Consider the following 22913-nt stretch of genomic DNA (forward strand, 5'->3'; position numbering starts at 1 on the left):
CCTTGTTGCCCTTTGGCAGGTAGCGCAGCGGCTCGAAGCCGCCGGCCCGCTCGGAATCATATTCCAGGAAGTAGCCGTCATAGTTGGTGCCGGCGAGTAGCGTCTCGGCCACCGGCTCGTAGCCGCCGGACGAAATCCATGTGGAACGGAAGTTGCCGCGGCAGACATGCGTCGTGATGGCCATGTCCGCGGGACGCTCGGCGATCGCGTAGTTGATCACGCGCGCGTAGGTTTGCTGCAAGCCGTCGAGATTGTCACCGCGCTCGCGCGCTTTCCGTAATTCGTCCTGCGAGCAGAGATACGCCCACACGGTGTCGTCGAATTGAAGATAGCGGCAGCCAGCGTCATAGAACGCCTTCACCGCCTTGCGGTAGGTTTTGGCAAGGTCCTGGAAGAAGGCGTCGAGATCGGGATAGACCTCTTTCGAGATCGACTTGCGGCCGCCGCGAAAATGCAGCACCGCCGGCGATGGAATCGTCATCTTCGGCACCACGTGCGCGGCGTCGCATTGCTTTTTCAGGAATTTGAAATGCGCCAGCATCGGGTGATCGTCCGGAAAATCGAGCGGCCCCACGACGCGCACCGCATCATGCCGGGTCTGAACGCCGGCGAACTGGATGCCCTGTTCGGGATGGAACATTTCGCATCCGGCGAGCTTGGCGAGGAAATCGAAATGCCACCAGGAGCGGCGGAATTCACCGTCGGTCGCAAGCTGCAAGCCGGTCGACGCCTGGCGATGGACGACCTTCTCGATTTCCATGTCTTCGATCTTGCGCAGCTCATCCGGCGAAATCTCGCCCTTCTCGAGCCTGGCGCGCGCTTCCTTGATGCGCTGTGGCCGTAACAGACTGCCGACCTCGTCGGCACGGAAGGGGGGCTTTGTTCTTTGCATGGTTTCACTCCCTGAGGACCTCTGCCGAAATTTGATCGGCCTTATCTGAGGAGCGGCCGCCAGACCGCGTTACAATTATATTGCCGTCATTCCGGCATACGCCGCAAGGCGCAGGCCCGGATCCATCCTTACCGACAACTTTGCTGCTCCATCCATTCCGGGTTCGATGCTTCGCATGACTCCGGGATGACAGGCAAAGTAACATCACGACTTGCCGGCGACACCCAAAAAACGTTCCAGCGCCGAAGGGTCGGCCTTCAGGACGCTGCTTGCGGCCTCGTGCACGATCGCGCCACGTTCCAGTATCACGGCGCGGTCGGCCAGAGAGAGGATTTTCCGCGCGTTCTGCTCGACAATGATCGAACAGATGCCGCCCGAGCGGGTGATGGTGCCGAGCGCCTTGAGCAATTCCTCGACGATAATCGGTGCAAGCCCTTCCGTCGGCTCGTCCAGGAGCAGCACCTTCGGATTGAGGACGAGCGCACGGCCGACCGCCAGCATCTGCTGTTCGCCGCCGGAAAGCTGATTGCCGAAGTTGTTGCGGCGCTCCTTCAGCCGCGGGAACATCTCGTAGACCCGCTCTACCGTCCACGGCCCTGGCTGCGCGACGGCGGTCATGTTCTCTTCCACCGTGAGCGAGCGAAAGATGTTGCGCTCCTGCGGCACCCAGCCGATGCCGGCACGCGCCCGCTGATCGGGCCGCATCGCGGTCAGTTCGTGTCCGGCCAGCACCACTTTGCCACCGAAGCGGCGCGTTACGCCGACGATCGAATTGATGAGCGTGGTCTTGCCGGTGCCGTTGCGCCCGAGCAGCGCCAGAACCTCACCCTCCCCCAAGCTCAGCGTCATGTCGGGCAACACGATCGCCTCGCCGTAGCCGGCACGCAGATTTTCGATGGACAGCAGATCAGCCATCGACGCCCTCGCCGAGATAGACCGCCTTGACCCGGGCGTCGCGCGCAACTTCGTCCGGCGTTCCTTCCACCAGCATGGCGCCATTGACCAGCACCGAAATCCGGTCGGCAAAGGAAAACACCAGATCCATGTCGTGCTCGATCAGGAGCACCGTGACGTCCCGCGGCAGGCTCGCGACGGCGGCAAGGATATCATGACGCTCGCTTTCCGGGACACCGGCAGCGGGCTCATCGAGCAAAAGCACGCGCGGCTTGCTGGCGATCGCGACCGCGATCTCGAGCAGGCGCTGCTTGCCGTAGGCAAGCGTCGCGGTCGGCTCATTCATGACATCGGTCAGGTGAAAGCGCGCAAGATTTTCCGCGATTTCGGTATTGACGTCGCTGCGCGTGCCCATCACGCGCCACCAGTCTCCGCCGCGGCCGAGCCGTTCGGCCACCGCAAGGCCGATGGTCTCGATCGGCGTCAAATCGGGATAGAGCTGGTTGATCTGGAAGGTGCGGGACAGGCCGCGCAGCACGCGGCCATGCACCGTGCGGTTCGTGATGTCATGGCCTTCCAGCAGGATCCGCCCCGCGTCCGGCTTGAGCACGCCGGTCAGAAGGTTGATCACGGTGGTCTTGCCGGCGCCGTTCGGTCCGATCAAGGCATGGCGCGCGCCGTGGGCGACCTGCAGCGACAGGTCGCGCGTAACCTTGAGGGCGCCGAACTGCTTCTCGAGCCCTTTCGTTTCCAGCGCCAGCGTCATTACGCCTCGCTCTCGGGAATGGCGACCGCGGCCTTTCGACCGCTGAGCTGCCGGCTGATCCAGTTCGGCACTAACAGCACCCAGCGATGCAGCCGCGCCCGGCCGACCAGCACGATCACGACGAGGACGAGCCCGATCCAGAACTGCCAGTATTCCGGGGTAATGGTGGAAAAGAACTCCTGCAGCATCCGGAAGACCACAGCGCCGATCAGGCCACCATAGAGGTAGCCGGTGCCGCCGATGACGAGCACCAGCATCAGATCGGCCGAACGCTCGAAGGAAAACACATCGAGCGAAGCGAGCTGCGTGGTCTGGGTGAACAGCGCGCCGGCGATCCCGGCGTAGAAGGAGGCCAGCGTATAGACCGCGATCAGACGGCGGTTGACCGGCACGCCGATCGCAGCCGCGCGCAGCGGATTGTTCTTGATGGCCCGCAGCGACAGGCCGAATGGCGAATGCACGACTCGCCGGGCGATCAGGAACAGCAAGAACAGCACGATCAGCGCGTAGAAAAAGCCGGTCCTGCCGAAGATATCGAACTCGAACAGACCGAGCACGGGCGCCATCACGATGCCTTGCAACCCGTCGGTGCCCCCGGTGATGTCCGAATAGCGTTCGGCGAGCGCTTCGAGCAGCAGCGCGATGCCGAGGGTGACCATCAGCCGGGTCAGATCGACGCCGCGAATGACGAGAAAGCTGGTGAGAAAGCCAATCACGGTGGCCGCAAGACCCGCTACGAGAAGCGCAAGCACGGGCTCGGTGATCACGCCATGCAGCGCCAAGAGGCCGGCGCTGTAGGCGCCGATGCCGAAGAAAGCGGCGTGCCCCAGCGACACGATGCCGGCATAGCCCAGGATCAGATCGAGCGAGAGCGCAAACAGCCCAAGCCGCACGATGTCGGTCATGATCAGATAACGGGAGGGAAACGCAAAGCCGCAGGCCAGCGCGAGACACCAGAACGCGATCTCGCTCCAATGCCAGCTGGCATGGGCCCGTGCGATCCTGCCGACGTCCGACGAGGTTGCCATCAGCGCGCCGCTGTCCGGCCGAACAGCCCGTTGGGACGCCAGATCAGGATGACGATCATGATGGTGTAGATCACGAACGGTCCCATCTTGGGCACGTAATACTTGCCGGCGACATCGCCGATGCCGAGCAGGAGCGAGGCCAGAAACGGCCCGGTGATGGAGGACGAGCCGCCCACCGTCACAACGATCAGGAAGTAGATCATGAATTTCAGCGGAAAATACGGATCGAGCCCGAGAACTTCGGCGCTCAAGGCGCCGCCCAGACCGGCAAGACCGCAACCGAAAGCGAAGGTGAAGGCAAAGACCTGCGGCACGTTGATGCCGAGCCCGCTTGCCGCACGCGGATCGTCGACTGCGGCGCGCAGGCGGCTGCCAAAGCGCGTCTTCGCCAGGATCAGCTGCAGCAGCGCGGTCAGGAGCCCGCAGATCACGATGATCATCAGCCGGTAGCGGCCGATGCCAACCCCGAACGCGTCGAACTGCCCTTCAAGCGCGGAAGGCAAGTTGATGAAGACGCGCGAGGAGCCCATGAAATAATCGACGGCGGCGACCGACATGAAGACGAGACCGATCGAAAAAAGCACCTGGTCGAGATGGCTTCGCGTGTAGAGGTGACGGTAGAGCCCGCGCTCGAATGCTGCGCCGATCAGGCCGCTGCCGATGAATGCGAACGGCAGCGCGGCAAAAAACGGCCAGCCCTGGCCGTTGACCAGCACCGCGCAGATATAGCCGCCGGCCATCGCAAATGCGCCGTGCGCCAGATTGACGAAATTCATCAACCCCAGCGTCACCGCCAGCCCGCACGCCAGCACGAACAGCAACATGCCGTAGGCGACGCCATCGAACAGGTTGGTGAGAATGCTGGTCATCCGGGCGAACTGCTAACCTCCTGATTCAGGTCGTCATGCCCGGCCTTGAGCCGGGCGTCCGTCTTTGTTTCTGACTACATGAAGGACGGCGTCGATGGCCGGGACAAGCCCGGCCATGACGGAGTGATACGGCTGAAATCGCGGATGACCTCACGGTCACTTTTTTGTCTTGCCGGGGTCCTTGACGTTCTTGAAGGTCTCGAACTCGACGTTGTAGAGCTCGCCGTCGACCTTCTCGACCTTGCGGATATAGACGTTCTGGATGATATCGCGGGTTTCCGGGTCGATCGAAATCGGACCGCGCGGGCTTTCCCAAGCCATCCCCTTCATCGCAGCAATCAGGGAGTCGCCGTCGGCCTTGCCGCCGGTCTTCTGCAGCGCCGCGTAGATGAGGTGCATGCCGTCATATCCGCCGACCGCCATGAAGCCCGGCCGCTGGTGGAACGCCTTCTTGTAGGCGGCGACGAATTCCTTGTTCTTCTCCGACGGATGCGCGGCCGAATAAATATGCGCGGTGACGGTGCCGATCGCGGCATCGCCCATGTCCTTCAGCAGGTCATCGTCGGTGACGTCGCCCGGGCCGATCACCTTGATGCCGGCCTTGTCGAGCCCGCGCTCGGCATATTGCTTCATGAAGTTGCCGCCCTGGCCTGCCGGCACGAACACGAACATCGCGTCCGGCTTGGCGTCCTTCATGCGTTGCAGGAACGGCGCGAAATCGGGATTGGCGAGCGGCGTCTTGACCTCCTCAACAATCTGGCCGCCGCCCGCGGTGAAGTGCTCCTTGAAGAATTTCAGCGCGTCATTGCCGGGCGCGTAGTCCGAAGTCAGCGTCGCGACCTTCTTGATGCCGTTCTTGACCGCCCAGTCGGCAATGATGGTGGAGGACTGCCCCAGCGTGAAGCTCGTGCGCACGACATAGGGTGACTTCTCGGTGATGCTCGAGGTGCCGGCCGCCATCACGACTTCCGGCACCTTTGCCTGCGTCGCCAGCGGCGCTGCCGCGAACGCGGAAGGCGTGATGCCGAACCCTGCGATGATGTTGACCTTCTCGTTGACGATCAGCTCCTGCGCAAGACGCTTGGTATTGTCGGGCAGCGTCGCGTCATCCTTGAGGATGACTTCGATCTTCTTGCCGGCAACGGTGTCGCCGTGCTGCTGCATGTAGAGCTTGACCGCATTGTCGATCTGCTTGCCGGTCGAGGCCTGACCGCCGGTCATCGGCACGATCAGGCCGATCTTGACGACCTCCTGCGCCGGCACCGGCGCCGAGGCGAGCGCCCCAGTCGCGACGGCACCCAGCGCCAACCACCGCAGCTTTCGTTTGTTCGTGAACATATCCATCCCTCCCTCAACGGCCTGGCGGCCCTTAGTTCTGCATGATCGCGCCAGGCGTGTCGGCGCCATCATGGCGTCTCGCCGCCCGGTCATTGTCAATCGCGACAATAGAAGCACCGGCCGCGCCAGTTCAGATTGCACGAGGACGATTCTGGCTTACGACCATTTGGTATTTTTATACCTTAAACTGCCGCGCCAACATGTGTCCCCTTGGCACCCCTCAGTCCGAAATTGCGTTACTGAGTGCTGCCAGCAAGTCTTTTGTACATTTGTACAAGGAATGCAAGGGCGGGTCGACGAAACCGCACCGCGTCGCTTTTTTCCTCGCTTGGTAGAAGAGCCGGCCCTCCGGCGAGGAGGGACAATCGAGCCTTTCATTTGCACGATTCAATCCTGCGGTGCCGACCAGGCGGCGACAACCTTGCAGGTTTGAACATCGGCAGCTTCACCAACCCGCCGGCGCGCGGCAGCAGCCGAATGCTGGCGCGCGCAATCCCCCCAGATCGCGCTACACGCGAACTCACCTGGCTGAGGCTACCGCTTCCGCAGGCGGGGTCGCTCGTCTGGGTTCACAAGCGAACGGACCCCCTTATCCGGCGGCCGAAATCCGCGCCACCTTGCCCCGCAAGGGAAGAGGAGAAGCGCGTGAGCCTGGATTACTCTGCCTCCCCACCATGCACCTGGGCGCGGAAGGCGCTCGGCGAAAGGCCGGTAGCGGCGGCATAGACACGGCTGAAATAAGCGGGGTCGTCGAACCCGAGCGCATAGGCGATCATTGAGACCGGCAGGTTGGTGTAGACGAGATTGCGCCGCGCCTCGCGGATCAGCCGGTTCAGGATCAGGTGCGAGGCGGTGTCGCCGGTCGAGGCCCGCGTCAGGCGGTTGAGGTGGGTCGGGGTCACCGATAACGCCTCGGCGTAGTCCGCGACGGTCCAACGCTTGAGATGATGCTGTTCGATCAGCGCCTCGAAGCGGCGGAATAATTCGGAATCGACGGCACCCGGCGTGCCGCGCTGGCCGGCTATCTCGCGCGCCACCAGCCCGATTAGGGCCGCCGACAAGGCGCGCAGTAGATGTGCGCGCGCAAAGTGCCGCGCGGCGTGTTCGGCAAATATCTGCTGCATCAGCGCGCGTATCTCGCGCGTGCTGCGCAGCACGCCGGCTTGCGCCAGCGCCGCCCTCAAGCCCTCCGCCGACAGCAGCGCTTCGTCCAGCACTTCGGCGGCGATGGTGAGAACCCAGCCCTGCGTTCCCGGCGCGAAGCTGTAGCCATGAACGTCACCGACCGGCACATTGACCATATTCATGGACTTGAGCGGGAAAGTCCGGCCGTCGAGCGTCGCCTCGCCGCTGCCGCGCTCGATCAGGAGCACCTGATGCAGCCGCGCATGGCGATGCACGGCGAGCTTCCAGTTATGCAGCACCGAGCGGGCGGCAATGGTCTCGCAATGCACGACGTCGGGCAAATCGCGCTTCTCGCCGAACAGATTGTAAACCTGGATGGCCGATCTGGAGAGTGCCGTTCGCATGTTCGAATTGTACAAGACAAGGACCGATCCCTCCATCGGTTTGTGCGGGCCGATGCGCGAACATCTGATGAAGGGAGGCATCGAAAATGAAAGTTCAGGTCTGCATCGTCGGCGGCGGTCCGTCCGGGCTGCTGCTGTCGCAGCTGCTGCACCTGCGCGGCATCGATACAATCGTGTTGGAAAAGTACAGCCGCGAGCATGTGCTCTCCCGCATCCGCGCCGGCGTTCTCGAACATGGATTTGCAAGATTGATGCGCGAGGCGCAGTGCGGCGAGCGCATGGACCGCGAAGGCGAAATCCACAACGGCTTCCATATCGCCCATGACGGCGTCCTCGACCATGTCGATCTGCACAAATATTCCGGCGGGAACTCGGTGATCGTCTATGGCCAGACCGAGCTGACGCGCGACCTCTATGAGGCGCGCGACAGGCTCGGCGGCAAGGTCGTGCACAATGCCGAAGACGTCACGCTGCACGAGGTGAAATCGGATGCGCCCTTCGTCACCTACCGGTCCGGCGGCGAAAGGGTGCGCGTCCTGTGCGATTTTGTGGTCGGCGCCGACGGCTTTCACGGAGTCAGCCGCCAGTCGATCCCAAAAGACGTGCTGCGCGAATATGAGAAGATCTACCCGTTTGGCTGGCTCGGCGTATTGTCGCGCACGCGCCCGGTGTCTCCCGAACTCATCTATGTCAAGCACGAGCGCGGCTTTGCGCTGTGCTCGATGCGCTCGCAGGTGCTGAGCCGCTATTACATCCAGGTCCCGCTCACCGACAAGCCGAAGGACTGGGCGGACGATGCGTTCTGGGCCGAGCTGAGGCGACGCTTGCCGCAAGAGGTCGCCGCGAAGCTAATCACCGGCCCTTCGATCGAGAAAAGCATCGCGCCGCTGCGAAGCTTCGTGGCCGAGCCGATGCAATACGGCAGGCTGTTCCTCGCCGGCGATGCCGCCCATATCGTGCCGCCGACCGGCGCACGCGGGCTCAACAGCGCAGCGTCCGACATCTATTACCTCTACCACGCGCTCATCGCCCACTACCAAAAGGGCGACGATTCCGGGCTTGAGGGCTACTCGAAAAAGGCGCTGGCCCGGATCTGGAAGGCGCAGCGCTTCTCCTGGTGGATGACGATGCTGCTGCATCGCTTTCCCGATCGCCTGCCCTATGATGATGAGCTCCAGCAGACCGAGATGAACTACCTGTTCTCCTCGGAAACGGCACTGCGGCTGCTCGCGGAGAATTATGTCGGCCTTCCGTTCTGAGTCGCTTGCCGGCCGGACCCCAAGATCCGCCGTTCAGCGCTTCCTGGCAGAAAATAATACCTTAATAGGCCCGCCAGCCGGCCCGGAATAAGCCAATTTTGCATTCTAGCGGCTAGTGAAGTGGATGTGACTTTCGCTCCCCGCCTGGCGGCGGGGGCGCTCGGCGAATGTCAGATCCAAAAACTCCACTAGAATCCTGTATTTGCTGGTGGTCCAAGAATTCTAACATTCGCAAAAGTGCCTGCCATGAAGGTAAGCGAATGTTAGAAGTGGATTATTAGGCTCACGGTCGGGACGGCTGCGCTTTGGCTTGCGTTCCCACTCACATGGGGCTCGACGCACCTAACATGATCACCCGCCAACGGCAGTTCGGATTTTTCGTCGCCCTGCTGTGGCTTGCGGGGGCTGTCCTCGGCGGCTGCTCGTCGATCAGCGAAAAGGTGGGCCCGATGATCGGCGATACGCTGCCGCAATGGGCGGGCGGCGAACCCAAGGACATACCGCCGCGGCCAGGTACCCCGGCGTACGATGCCTTTATGAAAGAGCAGGAGCGCAAAAGGCTTCAGCCTGCACCCGCCAACGCCAATGCGTCCGCGCCCACCGCTACTTCCGGGCTCGAGCCGGTGCATTAGAAACCAATGATTGTCATTCCGGGCGATGCAAAGCATCGAGCTCGGAATGCATCGCTCCCGCATGGCTGCACGAAGAAATGGCTTCCATGCCTGCGCCTAACGGCACATCCCGCAGGCTTCAATCCATGAACACCACGGTCTTGCGGCCGTTGAGGATCACGCGGTCGTCCAGATGATGGCGCATGGCGCGCGCCAGCACGCGGCGCTCGATATCGCGGCCCTTGCGGACGAGATCCTCCGGCGTGTCGCGATGGCTGATGCGCTCGACGTCCTGGTCGATGATCGGGCCCTCGTCGAGGTCGCGGGTGACGTAATGCGCGGTGGCACCGATCAGTTTGACACCGCGCTCGTGCGCCTGGTGGTAGGGCCGCGCGCCCTTGAATCCGGGCAGGAACGAATGGTGGATGTTGATGCAGCGGCCTGACAGTTTCGCTGACAGATCGTCGGACAGGATCTGCATGTAGCGCGCGAGCACGACGAGATCGGCATTGGTCTTCGTCACCAGATCCCAGATCGCAGCTTCCTGCTCAGTCTTGGTCTCCTTCGTAACGGGCAGATAATGAAACGGGATGTCGCCGAAATCGAGACTGGCATATGTCTCGCGCGGATGATTGGACGCGATCGCGGTCATCTCCATCGGCAACTCGCCGGTGCGCCAGCGATAGAGGATGTCAGCAAGGCAATGATCGGATTTGGACACCAAAAGCATCACCCGCCGGCGGCTGGCGCGGTCGCGCATCTGCCACGCCATGCCGAAACGATCCGCGATCGCGGTAAAGCCGGTTTGCAGCGCTGAAAGCCCTACGGCAAGGTCGGCGGCGTTGAACACGACGCGCATGAAGAAATGTCCCGTCTCGACGTCATTGAACTGTTGGGCGTCGAGAATGTTCTGGCCGTTATGAGCCAGAAACGTCGAGACCGCGGAGACGATGCCCGGCCGATCCGGGCAGGAAAGCGTGAGGACGAATTGATGGTCGGGCATGGCAGCTATCGTGCGGGATTTGGGACGACGGTGATCTTGGCGTGCCCTGCTGTATCACCTTGCCGTAATCCCGCAAACGATCAAGATGAACAAAGTGAAAGCAGCATGAACCAGGGTTTTTCATCATGGCTGACCGACTGAACGGCTATCGCATCCTGATCCTGGAGAGCCGCGAGGAAGCGCAGTTCTCCAAACTTCTGGCCGAGCAAGGCGCAGACGTCGTGCAATGCCCGATGTTCACAATCGCCGATGCGATAGATCCCGCACCCGTCGAAGCCTGGATCCGCGGCGCGATCAAGCATCCGTTGGACGATCTCGTGCTGATGACCGGAGAAGGCCTGCGGCGGCTGTGCAAGGCCGCGCGGCGGATGAATTCCGAATCGGATTTTATCGCCGCGCTCGGCAAACCCTCCAAATTCGCGCGCGGGCCAAAGCCGGGTCGCGCCTTGCGCGAGATCGGCCTCGAGCCGCAGATGACGACGGAAAAACCGACATCGGAAGGCGTGATCGAGATGCTGGCTCGGATCGATCTCAAGGGCCATCGGATCGGCGTGCAACTTTACCCCGACAAGGATCACAGCGCGCTGCTCCGCGCGATCGCAGCCCAGGGTGCGACGGCCATTTCCGTGACGCCCTATGTTTACGATGCGCGCGCCGCTGAAAGCCACATCCTGACCGCGATCGAAGAGATGGCCGCAGGACGCATCGATGCGATCGCCCTCACGAATTTGGGCCAGGTCCGTCGCTTGTTCGACGTCGCACAAGCCAAAGGCTGCGAAGCCCGCCTGCGCGAGGGGCTGGGCAAGACGCTGATCGCCTCGATTGGGCCCGCAGTTTCGAATGAGCTCGCCTTGCACGGGCTCTCCGCCGCGATCTATCCGCCCAATGACGCGTTCTTCATGAGGCCGCTGATCGCGGCGATGGCAGCTGAGCTTGCCAGGAAGGGGGCGCGGGGAACGCCCAAGTAGATGGTGTGGTTGCGAGCGAGATTTTTCCTGGCCGAATGACGACGGCGGAGCCTATTCCGCCGCCTGCTGATGTTCCCGCAGAAAAGCCTGATAGGCGAGCTTGATTCCGTCCTCAAGCGACGTGGGCGCGCGCCAGCCGAGCCTGGCGAGCCGGGAAACATCGAGCAGTTTGCGCGGCGTGCCGTCGGGCCGCGAAGGATCGAAGCTGATCACCCCTCGATAGCCGACCGCGCCGGCAACCATGCGGGCAAATTCCGCGATGGTAATGTCCTCGCCTGTGCCGATGTTGACGAGTTCGTCACTCGAGTAGGTCTTCATCAAGTGGATGCAGGCATCCGCAAGGTCATCAACGTAGAGAAACTCGCGCCGCGGCGTGCCGGTGCCCCACACCACGACCTCAGGCGCGCCCGCGACCTTCGCCTCGTGAAAACGGCGGATCAGCGCCGCGACCACGTGGCTGTATTCGGGATGATAATTGTCGCCCGGCCCATAGAGATTCGTCGGCATCACGCTGATGAAATCTGATCCGTACTGGCTGCGATAGGCCTCGACCATCTTGATGCCGGCGATCTTGGCGATCGCATAAGGTTCGTTGGTGATTTCCAGCGGCCCGGTCAGCATCGAATCCTCGCGCATTGGCTGCGGCGCCAGTCTTGGATAGATGCAGGACGACCCGAGAAACATCAATTTCTCGGCGCCACTCTGATGTGAGGCCTGGATGATGTTGGTCGCGAGGACCAGATTGTCGTAGATGAATTCGGCCCGCAGCGTGTTATTGGCGATTATGCCGCCGACTTTTGCCGCCGCAAGAAACACCGCCTGGGGACGCTTTTTGGCAAACCAGTCGAACACCGCGGCCTGATTGCGCAGATCGACCTCGGCTCGCGCGACCGTGAGAAGTTCGACATCTTCCGAGGCAAGACGTCGCACGAGTGCGGAGCCGACCATACCCCGATGGCCCGCGACGAAGACGCGCCTGCCTTTCAGTTCAAACGGGGTCTTTGCCATTGGCCACCTCGCGCCGGGCGATTGCGAGATCGCCAGCCACCATCTGCTTGACGAGGTCGGCAAAGCCCGTCTGCGGCTTCCAGCCAAGCTTCTGGTGGGCCTTGCTGGCGTCGCCGATCAGGAGGTCGACCTCGGTCGGGCGGAAATACTGCGGATCGATGCGAACGAGCGTCTTGCCGGATTTCTTGTCGATGCCGGTTTCCTCGACGCCCTTGCCGCGCCACTCCAGGCTGCGGCCCACCTCCTTGAAGGCCAACTCGACGAATTCGCGGACCGAGCGCGTTTCGCCGGTCGCCAGCACGAAATCATCCGGCTTGTCGGCTTGCAGGATCCGGTGCATGCCGACGATGTAGTCCCTGGCGTGGCCCCAGTCGCGTTTGGCGTCGAGATTGCCTAGATAGAGCGTTTGCTCAAGGCCGGCCTCGATCCGGGCCACCGCACGCGTGATCTTGCGGGTGACGAAGGTCTCGCCGCGGATCGGGCTCTCGTGGTTGAACAGGATGCCGTTCGAGGCGAACATCCCGTAGGCTTCGCGATAATTCACCGTGATCCAGTAGCCATAGAGCTTGGCGACGGCGTAAGGCGACCGCGGATAGAACGGCGTGGTCTCCTTCTGCGGAACCTCCTGCACCAATCCGTACAGTTCCGAGGTCGAGGCCTGGTAGAAGCGCGTTTCCTTTTCCATGCCGAGAATGCGAATCGCCTCCAGCAGGCGCAGCACGCCGATAGCGTCGGCATTGGCGGTATATTCAGGGCTCTCGAAACTGACCGCGACGTGGCTCTGGGCGGCGAGATTGTAGATCTCGGTCGGCCTGATCTGCTGCACCAGGCGGATCAGGTTGGTCGAATCCGTCATGTCGCCGTAATGCATCAGGAACGGCACGTTCCCGGTGTGCGGATCTTCATACAGGTGATCGACGCGGGCGGTGTTGAACGAGGACGACCGCCGCTTGATGCCATGCACGGTGTAGCCAAGGCCGAGCAGGTATTCGGCCAAGTAAGCCCCATCCTGCCCGGTTACGCCCGTGATTAGCGCCACGCGCCGCTTGGTATCCTGAGCCGTCATCTTGTCTCCAAAGCATGATCCGTACCCGGCAGGGCCGCGTTAGCGCAAAGTGAGCACCGGTTTTCCGAAAACGTCATGCGTAGCAATCAAAAGGGGATTTGGCGGCAGCCCTTAGCACCCCCCTTCCCCGAAGTCTAACGCAAAAGATCAAGGAAAATCAGCCCGATAGTGCCTGGCATTGCAGGATTTGGTTACTCGCCGTAACCCCGCAGGCGCTCGAGATCGAGAATGGTGACCCCGCCATATTCGAGGCGGAGCAGGCCTTCCTTTTCCAGCCGGTTGAGGCACTGGTTGGCATTCTGGCGGGATATGCCTGACAGCGCTCCGATTTCCTCCTGGGTGATCTCCAGATGACGGCTGAGGTCGGGGTAAAGGATCGGGTTGAACAGCGAGGCAATTGAACGCGCCAGCCGCGCTGTGACATCAAGCGTCCTGCCGTATTCGACAAGACCTATGAACTGGCCGAGCCGCTCGTTGAGCTGCGTGACGAGAAAGCGGTTGAAGGCGACGCTGTTCTCGTAGAGCCAGAAGAAGGTGCCCTGATCCATCAACGCAATACGCGTATCGCGGAGCGCCACCATGTCGTAGCGCCGCGCCTCTTTCTTTAAAATGGTGCCCTCGCCAAACCAGGCACCCGAGGTCAGGCCCGTGAAGGTCATGGCCTTGCCGCCGCGGGAGACCGTGCTCATCCGAACCAGACCCGACACGACGCCTGTCCAGTAGTCAAAATGGTCACCGCGCAGGAAAATGAATTCGCCCTGGCGGTACGACTTCTCCTTGATGCCGGCGCGTGCGGTCTCGATCTCGCGCTCCGGCAGTTCGCGCGACCAGATCGCTATCTTTCGCAAGTAATCCGCCGTGATCATGCTGACGCCAACCACCCTGCTGCAATGCAGCAACCGACATTCCACTTATCCGAAAATCGCAAATGAATTGTCGGTCTCAAGACATTCCAGATGCTGGCTTTACCCTATGCAGGCGGTTGCGCCCAATCGGGACATTGAGCGCAAGTAATCATTATTGGCATCCGGTGTGCCAGCGCGAAGAATTGCCAATCGTCGCATGGCTTCACCGGTTCGGCCGATATAAGATTACGCTGCAAAATCAAAAGATAATGGCCAAGAGCTGCGAAAAGCGCCTGCCAAAACGCCTGAGATGGGAGGGACGATTGGATCAGACGTTGGAGGTGCGCGGGGTTTCGCTACGCTTTGGCGGCGTGCGCGCGCTGACTGACGTCAGCTTTATCGTGAAACCGGGTGAACTGTTCTCGATCATCGGCCCCAACGGCGCGGGGAAGACCTCGATCGTCAATTGCATCTCGGGCCGCTACCGGCCGACCGAGGGGCAGCTGTTCTATCGCGGGCAGGACATCACCGCGTTGAACCCGAACGCCCGGCCGCGTCTTGGCATCGGCAGGACCTTCCAGAACCTTGCGCTGTTCCACCACATGAGCGTGCTCGACAACATCATGGTCGGGCGGCATCACCTGCTGAAGAACAATTTTCTCACCGGCTCACTGTACTGGCTGACCGGCGCGCGGGCCGAAGAACTCGAACATCGCCACAAGGTCGAGGAGATCATCGATTTCCTCGATCTCCAACCGGTGCGCAAGGCGACTGCCGGCACCCTGCCCTATGGGCTGCGCAAGCGCGTCGAGCTTGCCCGCGCCATGGCGCTGGAGCCGAAACTCATCCTGCTCGACGAGCCCATGGCCGGCATGAACTTCGAGGAAAAGGAGGACATGGCGCGCTACATCGTCGATCTCAATGAAGAGTTCGGCATGACGGTGATGATGATCGAGCACGACATGGGCGTGGTGATGGACATCTCGCACCGCGTGATGGTGCTCGATTTCGGCCGCAAGATCGCAGAAGGCGATCCAGCGTCCGTGCTCGCCGATCCCCACGTCAAGCGCGCTTATCTCGGCGAAGAAGATGAAGTGCTGATCGATCCGGATGAGGCACCGACGCCAGCTCCCACGGAGACCGCGGCATGATGGATTACGCCGCCCGCGTCGGTGAGGCCGACACATATCCAAAGCTCTTGCGGCTCAACGCTAGGGAATTCGGCGAAGAGATCGCGCTGCGCGAAAAGGATCTCGGCCTCTGGAAGCTGTTCACTTGGGCCGACTACCAGAGGCGCGTGCGGGATTTCAGCCTCGGCCTGGTCGAACTCGGCTTGAAGCGCGGCGACGTCATCGGCATCATCGGCGACAACCGGCCGGACTGGGTGGCGGCCGAAATCGCAACCCATGCGATCGGCGGCTTGAGCCTCGGGCTCTATCGTGATGTGCTCGACGAGGAAGCCGCCTATCTCCTGAACTATGGCGCAGCCAGGCTCGTCTTCGCCGAAGACGAAGAACAGGTGGACAAGCTCTTGGGGCTCGCCGACCGCGCGCCGGCGCTCCGCCACATCGTCTATTCCGACCCGCGCGGTTTACGGAAATACAGCGATCCGCGGCTGATGTCGGCCGAGCAACTCGCCGGAAAAGGCCGCGAGCGGGCGAGCCGCGAACCCGCGCTCTATGACCGCCTTGTCGACACCACGCGCGGCGAGGATGTCGCGATCCTCTGCACCACGTCGGGCACGACCTCGCATCCGAAGCTCGCAATGCTGGCGCCGGGCCGGGTTCTGCGGCATTGCGCGACCTATCTTGAGTTCGACCCGAAGGGACCGGAGGACGAATATGTCTCGGTGCTGCCGCTGCCTTGGATCATGGAACAGGTCTACGCGCTCGGCAAAGGGCTGCTCTGCCGGATGAAGGTCAACTTCGTCGAAGAGCCCGAGACCATGATGAACGATCTGCGCGAGATCGCACCGACTTTCGTGCTGTTCGCGCCACGGGTCTGGGAGGCGATCGCCGCCGACGTCCGCGCCCGGGTGATGGACGCGTCGCCGCTCAAGCAAGGGCTCTATGAGCTCGGCATGAAGGCCGGCCTCTCGGCGCTCGCCAAGAACCATCATTCGGTCGTGGCCGAAACGCTTCTATTCCGCGCGCTGCGCGACCGGCTCGGATTTACCCGCCTGCGCTCGGCCGCAACCGGCGGCGCCGCGCTCGGTCCCGACACCTTCAAGTTCTTCCGCGCGATGGGCATACCCTTGCGCACGCTCTACGGCCAGACCGAGACGCTGGGAGCCTATACGCTTCACCCCGAAGATGCCGTCGACCCCGATACCACGGGCGTCGCCATGGCCGACAACATCGAAATCCGCATCGATAACCCCGACATCCACGGCGTCGGCGAGATCGTGATCCGCCACCCCAACATGTTCCTCGGCTACTACAAGAACCCGGAAGCCTCGTTGGCCGACATGAAGGACGGCTGGCTGCAATCCGGCGATGCCGGCTACTTCAACGGCGCGAAGCAGCTCGTCGTCATCGACCGCATCAAGGACCTCGCCGAGACCTCCCGCGGCGAACGCTTCTCGCCGCAATATCTCGAAAACAAGCTGAAGTTTTCGCCCTATATCGCCGAAGCGGTCGTGCTTGGCGCCGGCCGCGACCATCTGGCGGCGATGCTCTGCATCCGCTTCTCGATCGTGTCGAAATGGGCGGAAAAGAACCGGATCGCGTTCACCACCTACACCGATCTGTCGGCGCGGAGCGAAGTCTATGCGCTGCTGCAGAAGGAAGTCGAAGCGGTCAACGCCACGCTGCCACCGGCGCAACGCATCTCGCGCTTCCTGCTGCTCTACAAGGAACTAGATGCCGACGACGGCGAACTGACCCGCACCCGAAAAGTCCGCCGCAGCGTAATCAACGAGAAATATGCCGATATCATCGAGTCGATCTATGCCGGGAAAAGCCAGATACCGGTCGATACCGTGATCCGCTTCCAGGATGGCAGCACGCAGCGCGTCCGCACCACGCTGAAGGTGGTCGATCTCGCGGAGCGCGCGCCACTTGCGGAGGCCGCGGAATGAGAATGGGGACAAGATCTTTGCCGGTTGTCCTATGCGGGCTTGCCCCGCGCATTCATCGCCTTCGCGAAGAAGTTCGATGGATCGCCAGGTCACTCCCGACGATGACGAGCAGAGTATGGGAGCGTCCGGAATGAACACCGCATTCCTGATCCAGCTCCTGGTCAACGGCCTTGTGGTCGGTACGCTCTATGGCGTCGTCGCGATGTCGTTCGTCTTGATCTACAAGGCCACGCAGGTCGTCAATTTCGCCCAAGGCGAATTGCTCCTGATCGGCGCGTGGGTATGCTGGGCCCTGCTCACCAAATACGGCGTGCCGTTCTGGATCGGCATGCCACTGACGCTCGTTTTCATGTTCGTCTTCGGCATCGCGATTCAGGTCGTGATCCTGAGGCCGATGATCGGCGAGCCGATCATTTCCGTCATCATGGTGACGATCGGGCTGTCGACGGTATTCGATGCGGCGCTGAAATGGATATTTGGCGTCAACCCGCAGCCGTTCCCGCGCGTGTTCCCAAGCGAGTCCGTCGATCTGTTCGGCCTGCAGATCCAAAGCGTCTACATCATGAGCCTTGCGGTGTCGCTCACGATGATGATCGGAATGGCCTGGTTCTTTCGCGCCTCGAAATATGGCCTGGCGATGCGCGCCACCGCCTTCAACCAGCAGGTGGCGCAATCGCTCGGAATCTCCGTGAAGAATGTATTCGCAATGGCCTGGGCGATCTCGGCCACGGTCTCAGCGGTCGCCGGCGTCGTCGTCGCCGTGGTCAACGGGGTATCGTCGGGACTTGCCGACTACGGCATCAAGGTATTTCCCGCCGCGATTCTTGGCGGGCTCGACTCGATCGGCGGCGCCGTGCTTGGCGGCGTCATCATCGGGCTGCTTGAAAACATCGCCCAGTATGTCGACAGCCAGTACCTGCACTGGGGCAATCTCTACGAGATCGCGCCGTTCTACGTGCTGATCATCATCCTGATGATCAAGCCCTACGGGTTGTTCGGCACCAAGGACATCGAGCGGGTGTAAACATGATCGCCGAAAAGTGGAAACCGGTTTTTTCCCGCGACAAACGCGTAACACGTTTGCGTGGAGATCACGCTCAGATAAAGAGCGGCGTGCCGATGAGCCATCCCAAGCGTCCTGCAAGGTAGAGCCCCGATGGCAAACTCCTCGCTCATACCCGCCGGCGACTTCCGCACCTCCTACGCGGCGGACACCACGATTTTTCCGACCGCGAAGAGCCGATACTTTGCGATTGCGGGTATCATCCTCGCCTGCTTCGCGCCGTATCTGTTGTCGAATTACTGGCTGAGCATCTCGATCCAGATCGGCATCTTTGCCATTGCCGCGCTTGGCCTCAACATTCTCGTCGGCTTCACTGGGCAGATCTCGATCGGCCACGCCGCGTTCTTCCTGTTCGGCGCCTTCACCTCGGCCTACCTCTCCAACAATTTTCCGATTCCCGTCTTCTTCGCCATTCCGCTCGCGGGCGTCGTGACGGCGCTGGTCGGCCTGATCTTTGGCGTGCCGGCGGCGCGACTAAAGGGACTTTACCTCGTCATCGCGACACTTGCTGCGCAATATATCCTGCTCGACTTCTTCTCCCGCGCAGACTGGTTTTCCGGCGGCTCGATTCCGGCAAGCGCCAATCCATTTTCTGTCTTCGGCTACACGTTCCGCGGCGACCGGCAATATTTCTATGTCGTGCTGGCCTATCTCGTGGTCAGCTTCCTGCTCGTCACCAACCTGATGCGCACGCGTGACGGCCGCGCATTGGTCGCGATCCGCGACCACTATCTTTCCGCGGAGATCATGGGCATCAACCTGACGAAGTACCGCACCCTGTCATTCGGGCTTGCAGCCTTCTTCGCCGGCATCGCCGGGGCGCTTTATGCACATTACCAGCTCGTGATCTCGCAGGAAGGCTTCGGTATCGAACGCTCGATCCTGTTCCTGGCGATGATCATCATCGGCGGCACCGGTTCGGTGATGGGAACGCTGATGGGCACGGCTTTCGTCGTGCTGCTGCCGGAATCCATGGAATGGATCAGCACGAACCTGAAGGGATCCGCCCTTGATCACGCCCTTTCGCTCAACAACAACATCACCTTCCTGCGCGAGATCACAGTCGGCTTGATCATCATCGGCTTTCTGATGTTCGAACCCGACGGACTCGCGCACCGCTGGCGGCAGGTCAAGACGTACTGGAAGCTCTACCCGTTTTCGTATTGAGACTGGAACAAAGCGAATCGAAATAACGACTTGGAACAAAGTACCGGAGGAGACCCCATGAAGTTGACATCTCTACTTGGCACCGTTTCGTTGGCCGTCATTCTGGGCGGCGCCGCATCGGCCGCGCAGGCCCAGATCGCGATCGGACATCTCGAGGACCTCTCCGGCGGCACGTCGGACGTCGGTACGCCCTATGGGCAGGGCGTGGCCGACACCTTCGCCTGGGTCAACAAGCATGGCGGCGTCGGCGGCAAGCAGCTTGCGGTCGACTCCAACGATTACGGCTATCAGGTGCCGCGCGCGATTGCGCTCTACAAGAAGTGGTCGTCCGGCGACAACAAGGTCTCGGCGATCATGGGCTGGGGCACTGCGGATACCGAAGCGCTGACCGGCTTCCTCGCCCAGGACAAGATCCCGGATATGTCAGGCTCCTATGCGGCCGCGCTCAGCGATCCCGAAGGCACCAGCGGCAAGGCGAAGGCCGCACCCTATAATTTCTTCTATGGCCCGACCTATTCCGATGCGCTGCGCGCCGAACTGACCTGGGCGGCGGAAGATTGGAAGGCCAAGGGCAAGCCGGGCAAGCCGAAGTTCGTCCATATGGGCGCCAACCATCCCTACCCCAACGCGCCGAAGGCGGCCGGAGAAGCACTGGCCAAAGAACTCGGTTTCGAAGTGTTGCCGCCCCTGGTGTTTGCGCTCAAGCCCGAGGATTTCAGCGGTCAATGCCTGAGCCTGAAAAACTCCGGGGCCAACTACGCCTATCTCGGCAATACGGCCGCCTCCAACATCTCGGTCATGAAGGCATGCAAGACCGCCGGCGTCGACGTCCAGTTTCTCTCCAACGTCTGGGGCATGGACGAAAACGCGGCCAAGACCGCGGGCGATGCCGCCAATGGCGTCATCTTCACGTTGCGAACGGCGGTCGCCTGGGGCGGCAATGCACCGGGCATGAAGACCGTGATGGAAATCTCGAAAATGAGCGATCCGACCGGCAAGGTCTATCGGCCAGTGCATTACATCGCCGCCGTGTGCTCGGCGCTTTACATGAAGGAAGCGTTGGACTGGGCGGCCAAGAATGGCGGCACGACCGGCGAAAACGTGGCGAAAGGCTTCTATCAGAAGGCCAACTGGGTTCCGGCCGGCATGGACGGTGTCTGCAATCCATCGACATGGACCGACAAGGACCATCGCGGCACGCTGAAGGTCGATCTCTATCGCGCCAAGATTTCCGGACCGACCGACGGCGACATCAACGACCTCATGGCCAAGGGCACGATCAAGCTCGAGAAGGTCAAATCCGTCGAACTGCCGCGCAAGGCGGACTGGTTCGGGTGGTGAATCTCTCCCCCTCTCCCCGCATGCGGGGAGAGGGTCAGGGTGACCGGGATTCATCACAAGCCGCGATCCTGGAGCACTCCGTCTCAACCGGACCGCATCTGCGATGGGATCCGACTCTCCCGCAAGCGGGTGAGTAAGAAAGCAGATACCGCCAGATAATCATCATGAATCAGACGCTCGAACCAACACGTCCGGCTACGGTAACCACGGCCTCCCCCCTCCTCGCCGTACGCAACATCGAGGTGGTCTATGACGACGTCATCCTGGTGCTGCGCGGGTTGAGCCTCGACGTGCCGACGGGATCGATCGTGGCGCTGTTGGGAGCGAACGGCGCCGGCAAATCCACGACGCTGAAAGCGATCTCCGGCCTGCTCAAGACCGAGGACGGCGAAGTGACACGCGGAGAAATCCTCTTCAACGGCGAGCGTATCGACGGTATCGATCCCGAAAGGATCGTCCGCCGCGGCATCTTTCAGGTAATGGAAGGCCGACGCATCGTCGCGGACATGACCTCGCTGGAAAACTTGCGGCTTGGCGCCTTCACCCGCAGCGACGGCGACGTCTCCGCCGACATCGACATGGTGTTCGATTATTTTCCGCGGCTGAAGGAGCGCACAGGCCTCGCCGGCTATCTGTCCGGCGGCGAACAGCAGATGCTGGCGATCGGGCGCGCGCTGATGGCGCGGCCGAAGATGATCTTGATGGACGAGCCATCGATGGGTCTTTCGCCGCTTCTGGTCAAGGAGGTGTTCGCCATCATCAAGGCGATCAACCGCGATCTCGGCGTCACCATTTTGCTGGTGGAACAGAACGCGCGCGCCGCCCTGTCAGTCGCGAGCCACGGCTACATCATGGAGCAAGGCAAGGTGGTGCTCGACGGCACCGCCGAGGAGTTGCGCGACAACGAAGACGTCAAGGAATTCTATCTCGGCGGCGCCGGCGACCAGCGTAAGAGCTTCAAGAACCTGAAGAGCTTCAAGCGGCGGAAGCGGTGGCTGTGAGCACACGATCCCTCGCCCGTCATGCCGCGACTGGTGCACGGCATCCACTTTTTTCCTCTTGGACCGGCCAATACGTGGATGGCCGGGGCACCGACACGAAGACGCGCTTCGCGCTTTTGCCCGACCATGACGAGAGCCGCAGCTGGGAGGCGCCATGACCGACCATTACGATTGGAAAGAAACCCGCGACCACGCGATGCGCGAGGCCGATCTGTTTTTGCAGCTGCCGGATGTACTGCGTGCGGCGCTTGCCGCACCCGGCTATGCCGAGCATCTCCGCGGCGTCGATCCGGCCGCGATCACCAGCCGAGCGGCACTGGCGAAGTTGCCAGTCTTGCGCAAATCCGACCTGCCGGCCCGGCATAAGGCCGCGCCACCATTCGGCGGGTTCGTCGGCAAGCCGCCCGGGGATTTTGCACGGCTCTATACCTCGCCCGGACCGATCTTCGAGGCGGAGCCCCGGCACGCCGATCCCTGGCGCGGGGTGCGCGCCCTGTTTGCCGCCGGCTTTCGTCCGGGCGATGTCGTGCTCAACACCTTCAGCTATCATCTCACGCCCGGCGGCTTCATTTTCGACACAGCGGCACGCGCGCTCGGCTGCGCGGTGATCCCCGCCGGCCCCGGCAATACCGAAGCGCAGTTCGAGCTGATCGAGGCCTATCGTCCGACCGGATATTGCGGCACGCCGGACTTTCTGAAGATCCTGATCGATGCCGCGATCGCAACTGGCCGCGACGTTTCCTCGCTCACGCGCGCGCTGGTCTCCGGCGCTGCCTTTCCGGCCTCATTGCAGAAAGAGATCAAGTCGCACGGCATCGAGGCTTACCAGGCGTTCGGCACCGCTGACCTCGGCCTGGTTGCCTATGAGACTTCCGCGCATGACGGCATGGTGGTCAACGAGGACGTCATCCTGGAGATCGTCAAGCCCGGCACTGGTGAGCCAGTCGCGGAAGGGGAAGTCGGCGAGATCGTCGTCACCACGCTGGATGCAGAGCACCCCTGGGTGCGGCTGGCTATCGGCGACCTCACGGCGGTACTGCCCGGCAACAGCCCCTGCGGACGCACGAACTTGCGCATCAAGGGGTGGATGGGCCGCGCCGATCAGACGACGAAAGTGAAAGGCATGTTCGTGCGCCCCGAACAGATCGCCGAAGTCGCCAAGCGCCACCCCGAGCTCGGGCGGCTG

Annotated in this window: 21 protein-coding genes; 10 read left to right on the forward strand and 11 right to left on the reverse strand. The window is 61.9% G+C overall.

The genetic code is table 11. The annotated features are described in order from the left end of the window. The 7 genes from NEZ08_RS00745 to NEZ08_RS00775 form a co-directional block, all read right to left on the reverse strand. The coding region (locus tag NEZ08_RS00745; protein ID WP_298102012.1) for a 5-methyltetrahydropteroyltriglutamate--homocysteine S-methyltransferase at positions 1-892 on the reverse strand (892 nt) is incomplete at its 3' end. A gap of 204 nt (positions 893-1096) precedes the next feature. After that, positions 1097-1807 carry an ABC transporter ATP-binding protein gene (locus NEZ08_RS00750; protein ID WP_298102016.1) on the reverse strand — a complete coding sequence of 237 codons (711 nt, stop codon included), beginning with the start codon at positions 1805-1807 and terminating at the stop codon, positions 1097-1099. Continuing rightward, the gene (locus tag NEZ08_RS00755; RefSeq protein WP_298102019.1) at positions 1800-2552 is read right to left on the reverse strand and encodes an ABC transporter ATP-binding protein; all 753 of its coding nucleotides are present in this window, start codon (positions 2550-2552) and stop codon (positions 1800-1802) included. The genes NEZ08_RS00750 and NEZ08_RS00755 overlap by 8 nt, the downstream gene beginning before the upstream one ends. Continuing rightward, on the reverse strand, positions 2552-3580 hold the full coding sequence (locus NEZ08_RS00760; RefSeq protein ID WP_298102022.1) for a branched-chain amino acid ABC transporter permease: 1029 nt from the start codon (positions 3578-3580) through the stop codon (positions 2552-2554). The genes NEZ08_RS00755 and NEZ08_RS00760 overlap by 1 nt, the downstream gene beginning before the upstream one ends. After that, positions 3580-4449 (reverse strand): branched-chain amino acid ABC transporter permease, encoded by an 870-nt coding sequence (locus tag NEZ08_RS00765; protein WP_298102025.1) that lies wholly within the window; start codon positions 4447-4449, stop codon positions 3580-3582. The genes NEZ08_RS00760 and NEZ08_RS00765 overlap by 1 nt, the downstream gene beginning before the upstream one ends. A gap of 156 nt (positions 4450-4605) precedes the next feature. Further along, on the reverse strand, positions 4606-5787 hold the full coding sequence (locus NEZ08_RS00770) for an ABC transporter substrate-binding protein (protein ID WP_298102027.1): 1182 nt from the start codon (positions 5785-5787) through the stop codon (positions 4606-4608). Between the two features lie 656 nt (positions 5788-6443). Next, positions 6444-7352 carry a helix-turn-helix domain-containing protein gene (locus NEZ08_RS00775; protein ID WP_298102029.1) on the reverse strand — a complete coding sequence of 303 codons (909 nt, stop codon included), beginning with the start codon at positions 7350-7352 and terminating at the stop codon, positions 6444-6446. 50 nt (positions 7353-7402) lie between these two features. Between NEZ08_RS00775 and pobA the strand changes: the two genes are divergently transcribed. Together pobA and NEZ08_RS00785 are read left to right on the forward strand one after the other, a co-directional pair. Beyond that, the gene (pobA, locus tag NEZ08_RS00780; RefSeq protein ID WP_298102031.1) at positions 7403-8575 is read left to right on the forward strand and encodes a 4-hydroxybenzoate 3-monooxygenase; all 1173 of its coding nucleotides are present in this window, start codon (positions 7403-7405) and stop codon (positions 8573-8575) included. Positions 8576-8922: 347 nt separating this feature from the next. Further along, entirely contained in the window at positions 8923-9207 is a 285-nt protein-coding gene (locus NEZ08_RS00785) for a hypothetical protein (protein WP_298102033.1), read from the forward strand. A 118-nt stretch (positions 9208-9325) separates the two neighbouring features. Here NEZ08_RS00785 and purU read toward each other — a convergent pair whose 3' ends face one another. Then, positions 9326-10189 (reverse strand): formyltetrahydrofolate deformylase, encoded by an 864-nt coding sequence (gene purU / locus NEZ08_RS00790; RefSeq protein ID WP_298102035.1) that lies wholly within the window; start codon positions 10187-10189, stop codon positions 9326-9328. Between the two features lie 125 nt (positions 10190-10314). Here purU and NEZ08_RS00795 point away from each other — a divergent pair, with 125 nt between their 5' ends. Further along, positions 10315-11157, forward strand: a complete 843-nt coding sequence (locus NEZ08_RS00795; protein ID WP_298102037.1) for a uroporphyrinogen-III synthase — start codon at positions 10315-10317, stop codon at positions 11155-11157. 51 nt (positions 11158-11208) lie between these two features. On the opposite strand, the gene NEZ08_RS00800 is transcribed toward NEZ08_RS00795, so the two are convergent. The 3 genes from NEZ08_RS00800 to NEZ08_RS00810 form a co-directional block, all read right to left on the reverse strand. Beyond that, positions 11209-12165: a GDP-L-fucose synthase gene (locus tag NEZ08_RS00800; RefSeq protein ID WP_298102040.1), complete on the reverse strand. Its 957-nt coding sequence runs from the start codon at positions 12163-12165 to the stop codon at positions 11209-11211. Further along, entirely contained in the window at positions 12146-13231 is a 1086-nt protein-coding gene (gmd, locus tag NEZ08_RS00805) for a GDP-mannose 4,6-dehydratase (RefSeq protein WP_298102043.1), read from the reverse strand. Before gmd ends, NEZ08_RS00800 begins: the two co-directional genes overlap by 20 nt. Positions 13232-13422: 191 nt before the next feature. Further along, a complete protein-coding gene (locus NEZ08_RS00810) occupies positions 13423-14097 on the reverse strand; it encodes a Crp/Fnr family transcriptional regulator (RefSeq protein WP_298102046.1) in 675 nt (224 codons plus the stop codon). 302 nt (positions 14098-14399) lie between these two features. On the opposite strand from NEZ08_RS00810, the gene NEZ08_RS00815 reads away from it, so the two are divergent. From NEZ08_RS00815 to NEZ08_RS00845, 7 genes are all read left to right on the forward strand, one after another. Further along, positions 14400-15227 (forward strand): ABC transporter ATP-binding protein, encoded by an 828-nt coding sequence (locus tag NEZ08_RS00815; RefSeq protein WP_298102049.1) that lies wholly within the window; start codon positions 14400-14402, stop codon positions 15225-15227. After that, positions 15224-17155 (forward strand): long-chain fatty acid--CoA ligase, encoded by a 1932-nt coding sequence (locus NEZ08_RS00820; protein WP_298102052.1) that lies wholly within the window; start codon positions 15224-15226, stop codon positions 17153-17155. Before NEZ08_RS00815 ends, NEZ08_RS00820 begins: the two co-directional genes overlap by 4 nt. Positions 17156-17285: 130 nt before the next feature. Continuing rightward, positions 17286-18179, forward strand: coding sequence for a branched-chain amino acid ABC transporter permease (locus NEZ08_RS00825; protein ID WP_298102054.1), 894 nt, complete (start codon positions 17286-17288; stop codon positions 18177-18179). A gap of 132 nt (positions 18180-18311) precedes the next feature. Beyond that, positions 18312-19385, forward strand: a complete 1074-nt coding sequence (locus tag NEZ08_RS00830; protein ID WP_298102057.1) for a branched-chain amino acid ABC transporter permease — start codon at positions 18312-18314, stop codon at positions 19383-19385. 57 nt (positions 19386-19442) lie between these two features. Continuing rightward, complete coding sequence (locus tag NEZ08_RS00835) at positions 19443-20726, forward strand: ABC transporter substrate-binding protein (RefSeq protein WP_298102059.1); 1284 nt, start codon at positions 19443-19445, stop codon at positions 20724-20726. Positions 20727-20890: 164 nt separating this feature from the next. Continuing rightward, positions 20891-21727 carry an ABC transporter ATP-binding protein gene (locus NEZ08_RS00840; protein WP_298102062.1) on the forward strand — a complete coding sequence of 279 codons (837 nt, stop codon included), beginning with the start codon at positions 20891-20893 and terminating at the stop codon, positions 21725-21727. Between the two features lie 154 nt (positions 21728-21881). Beyond that, a partial coding sequence (locus NEZ08_RS00845; protein WP_298102065.1) for a phenylacetate--CoA ligase family protein occupies positions 21882-22913 on the forward strand: 1032 nt, incomplete at its 3' end.

Source organism: Bradyrhizobium sp., assembly GCF_027451485.1.
Classification (GTDB): Bacteria; Pseudomonadota; Alphaproteobacteria; order Rhizobiales; family Xanthobacteraceae; genus Bradyrhizobium.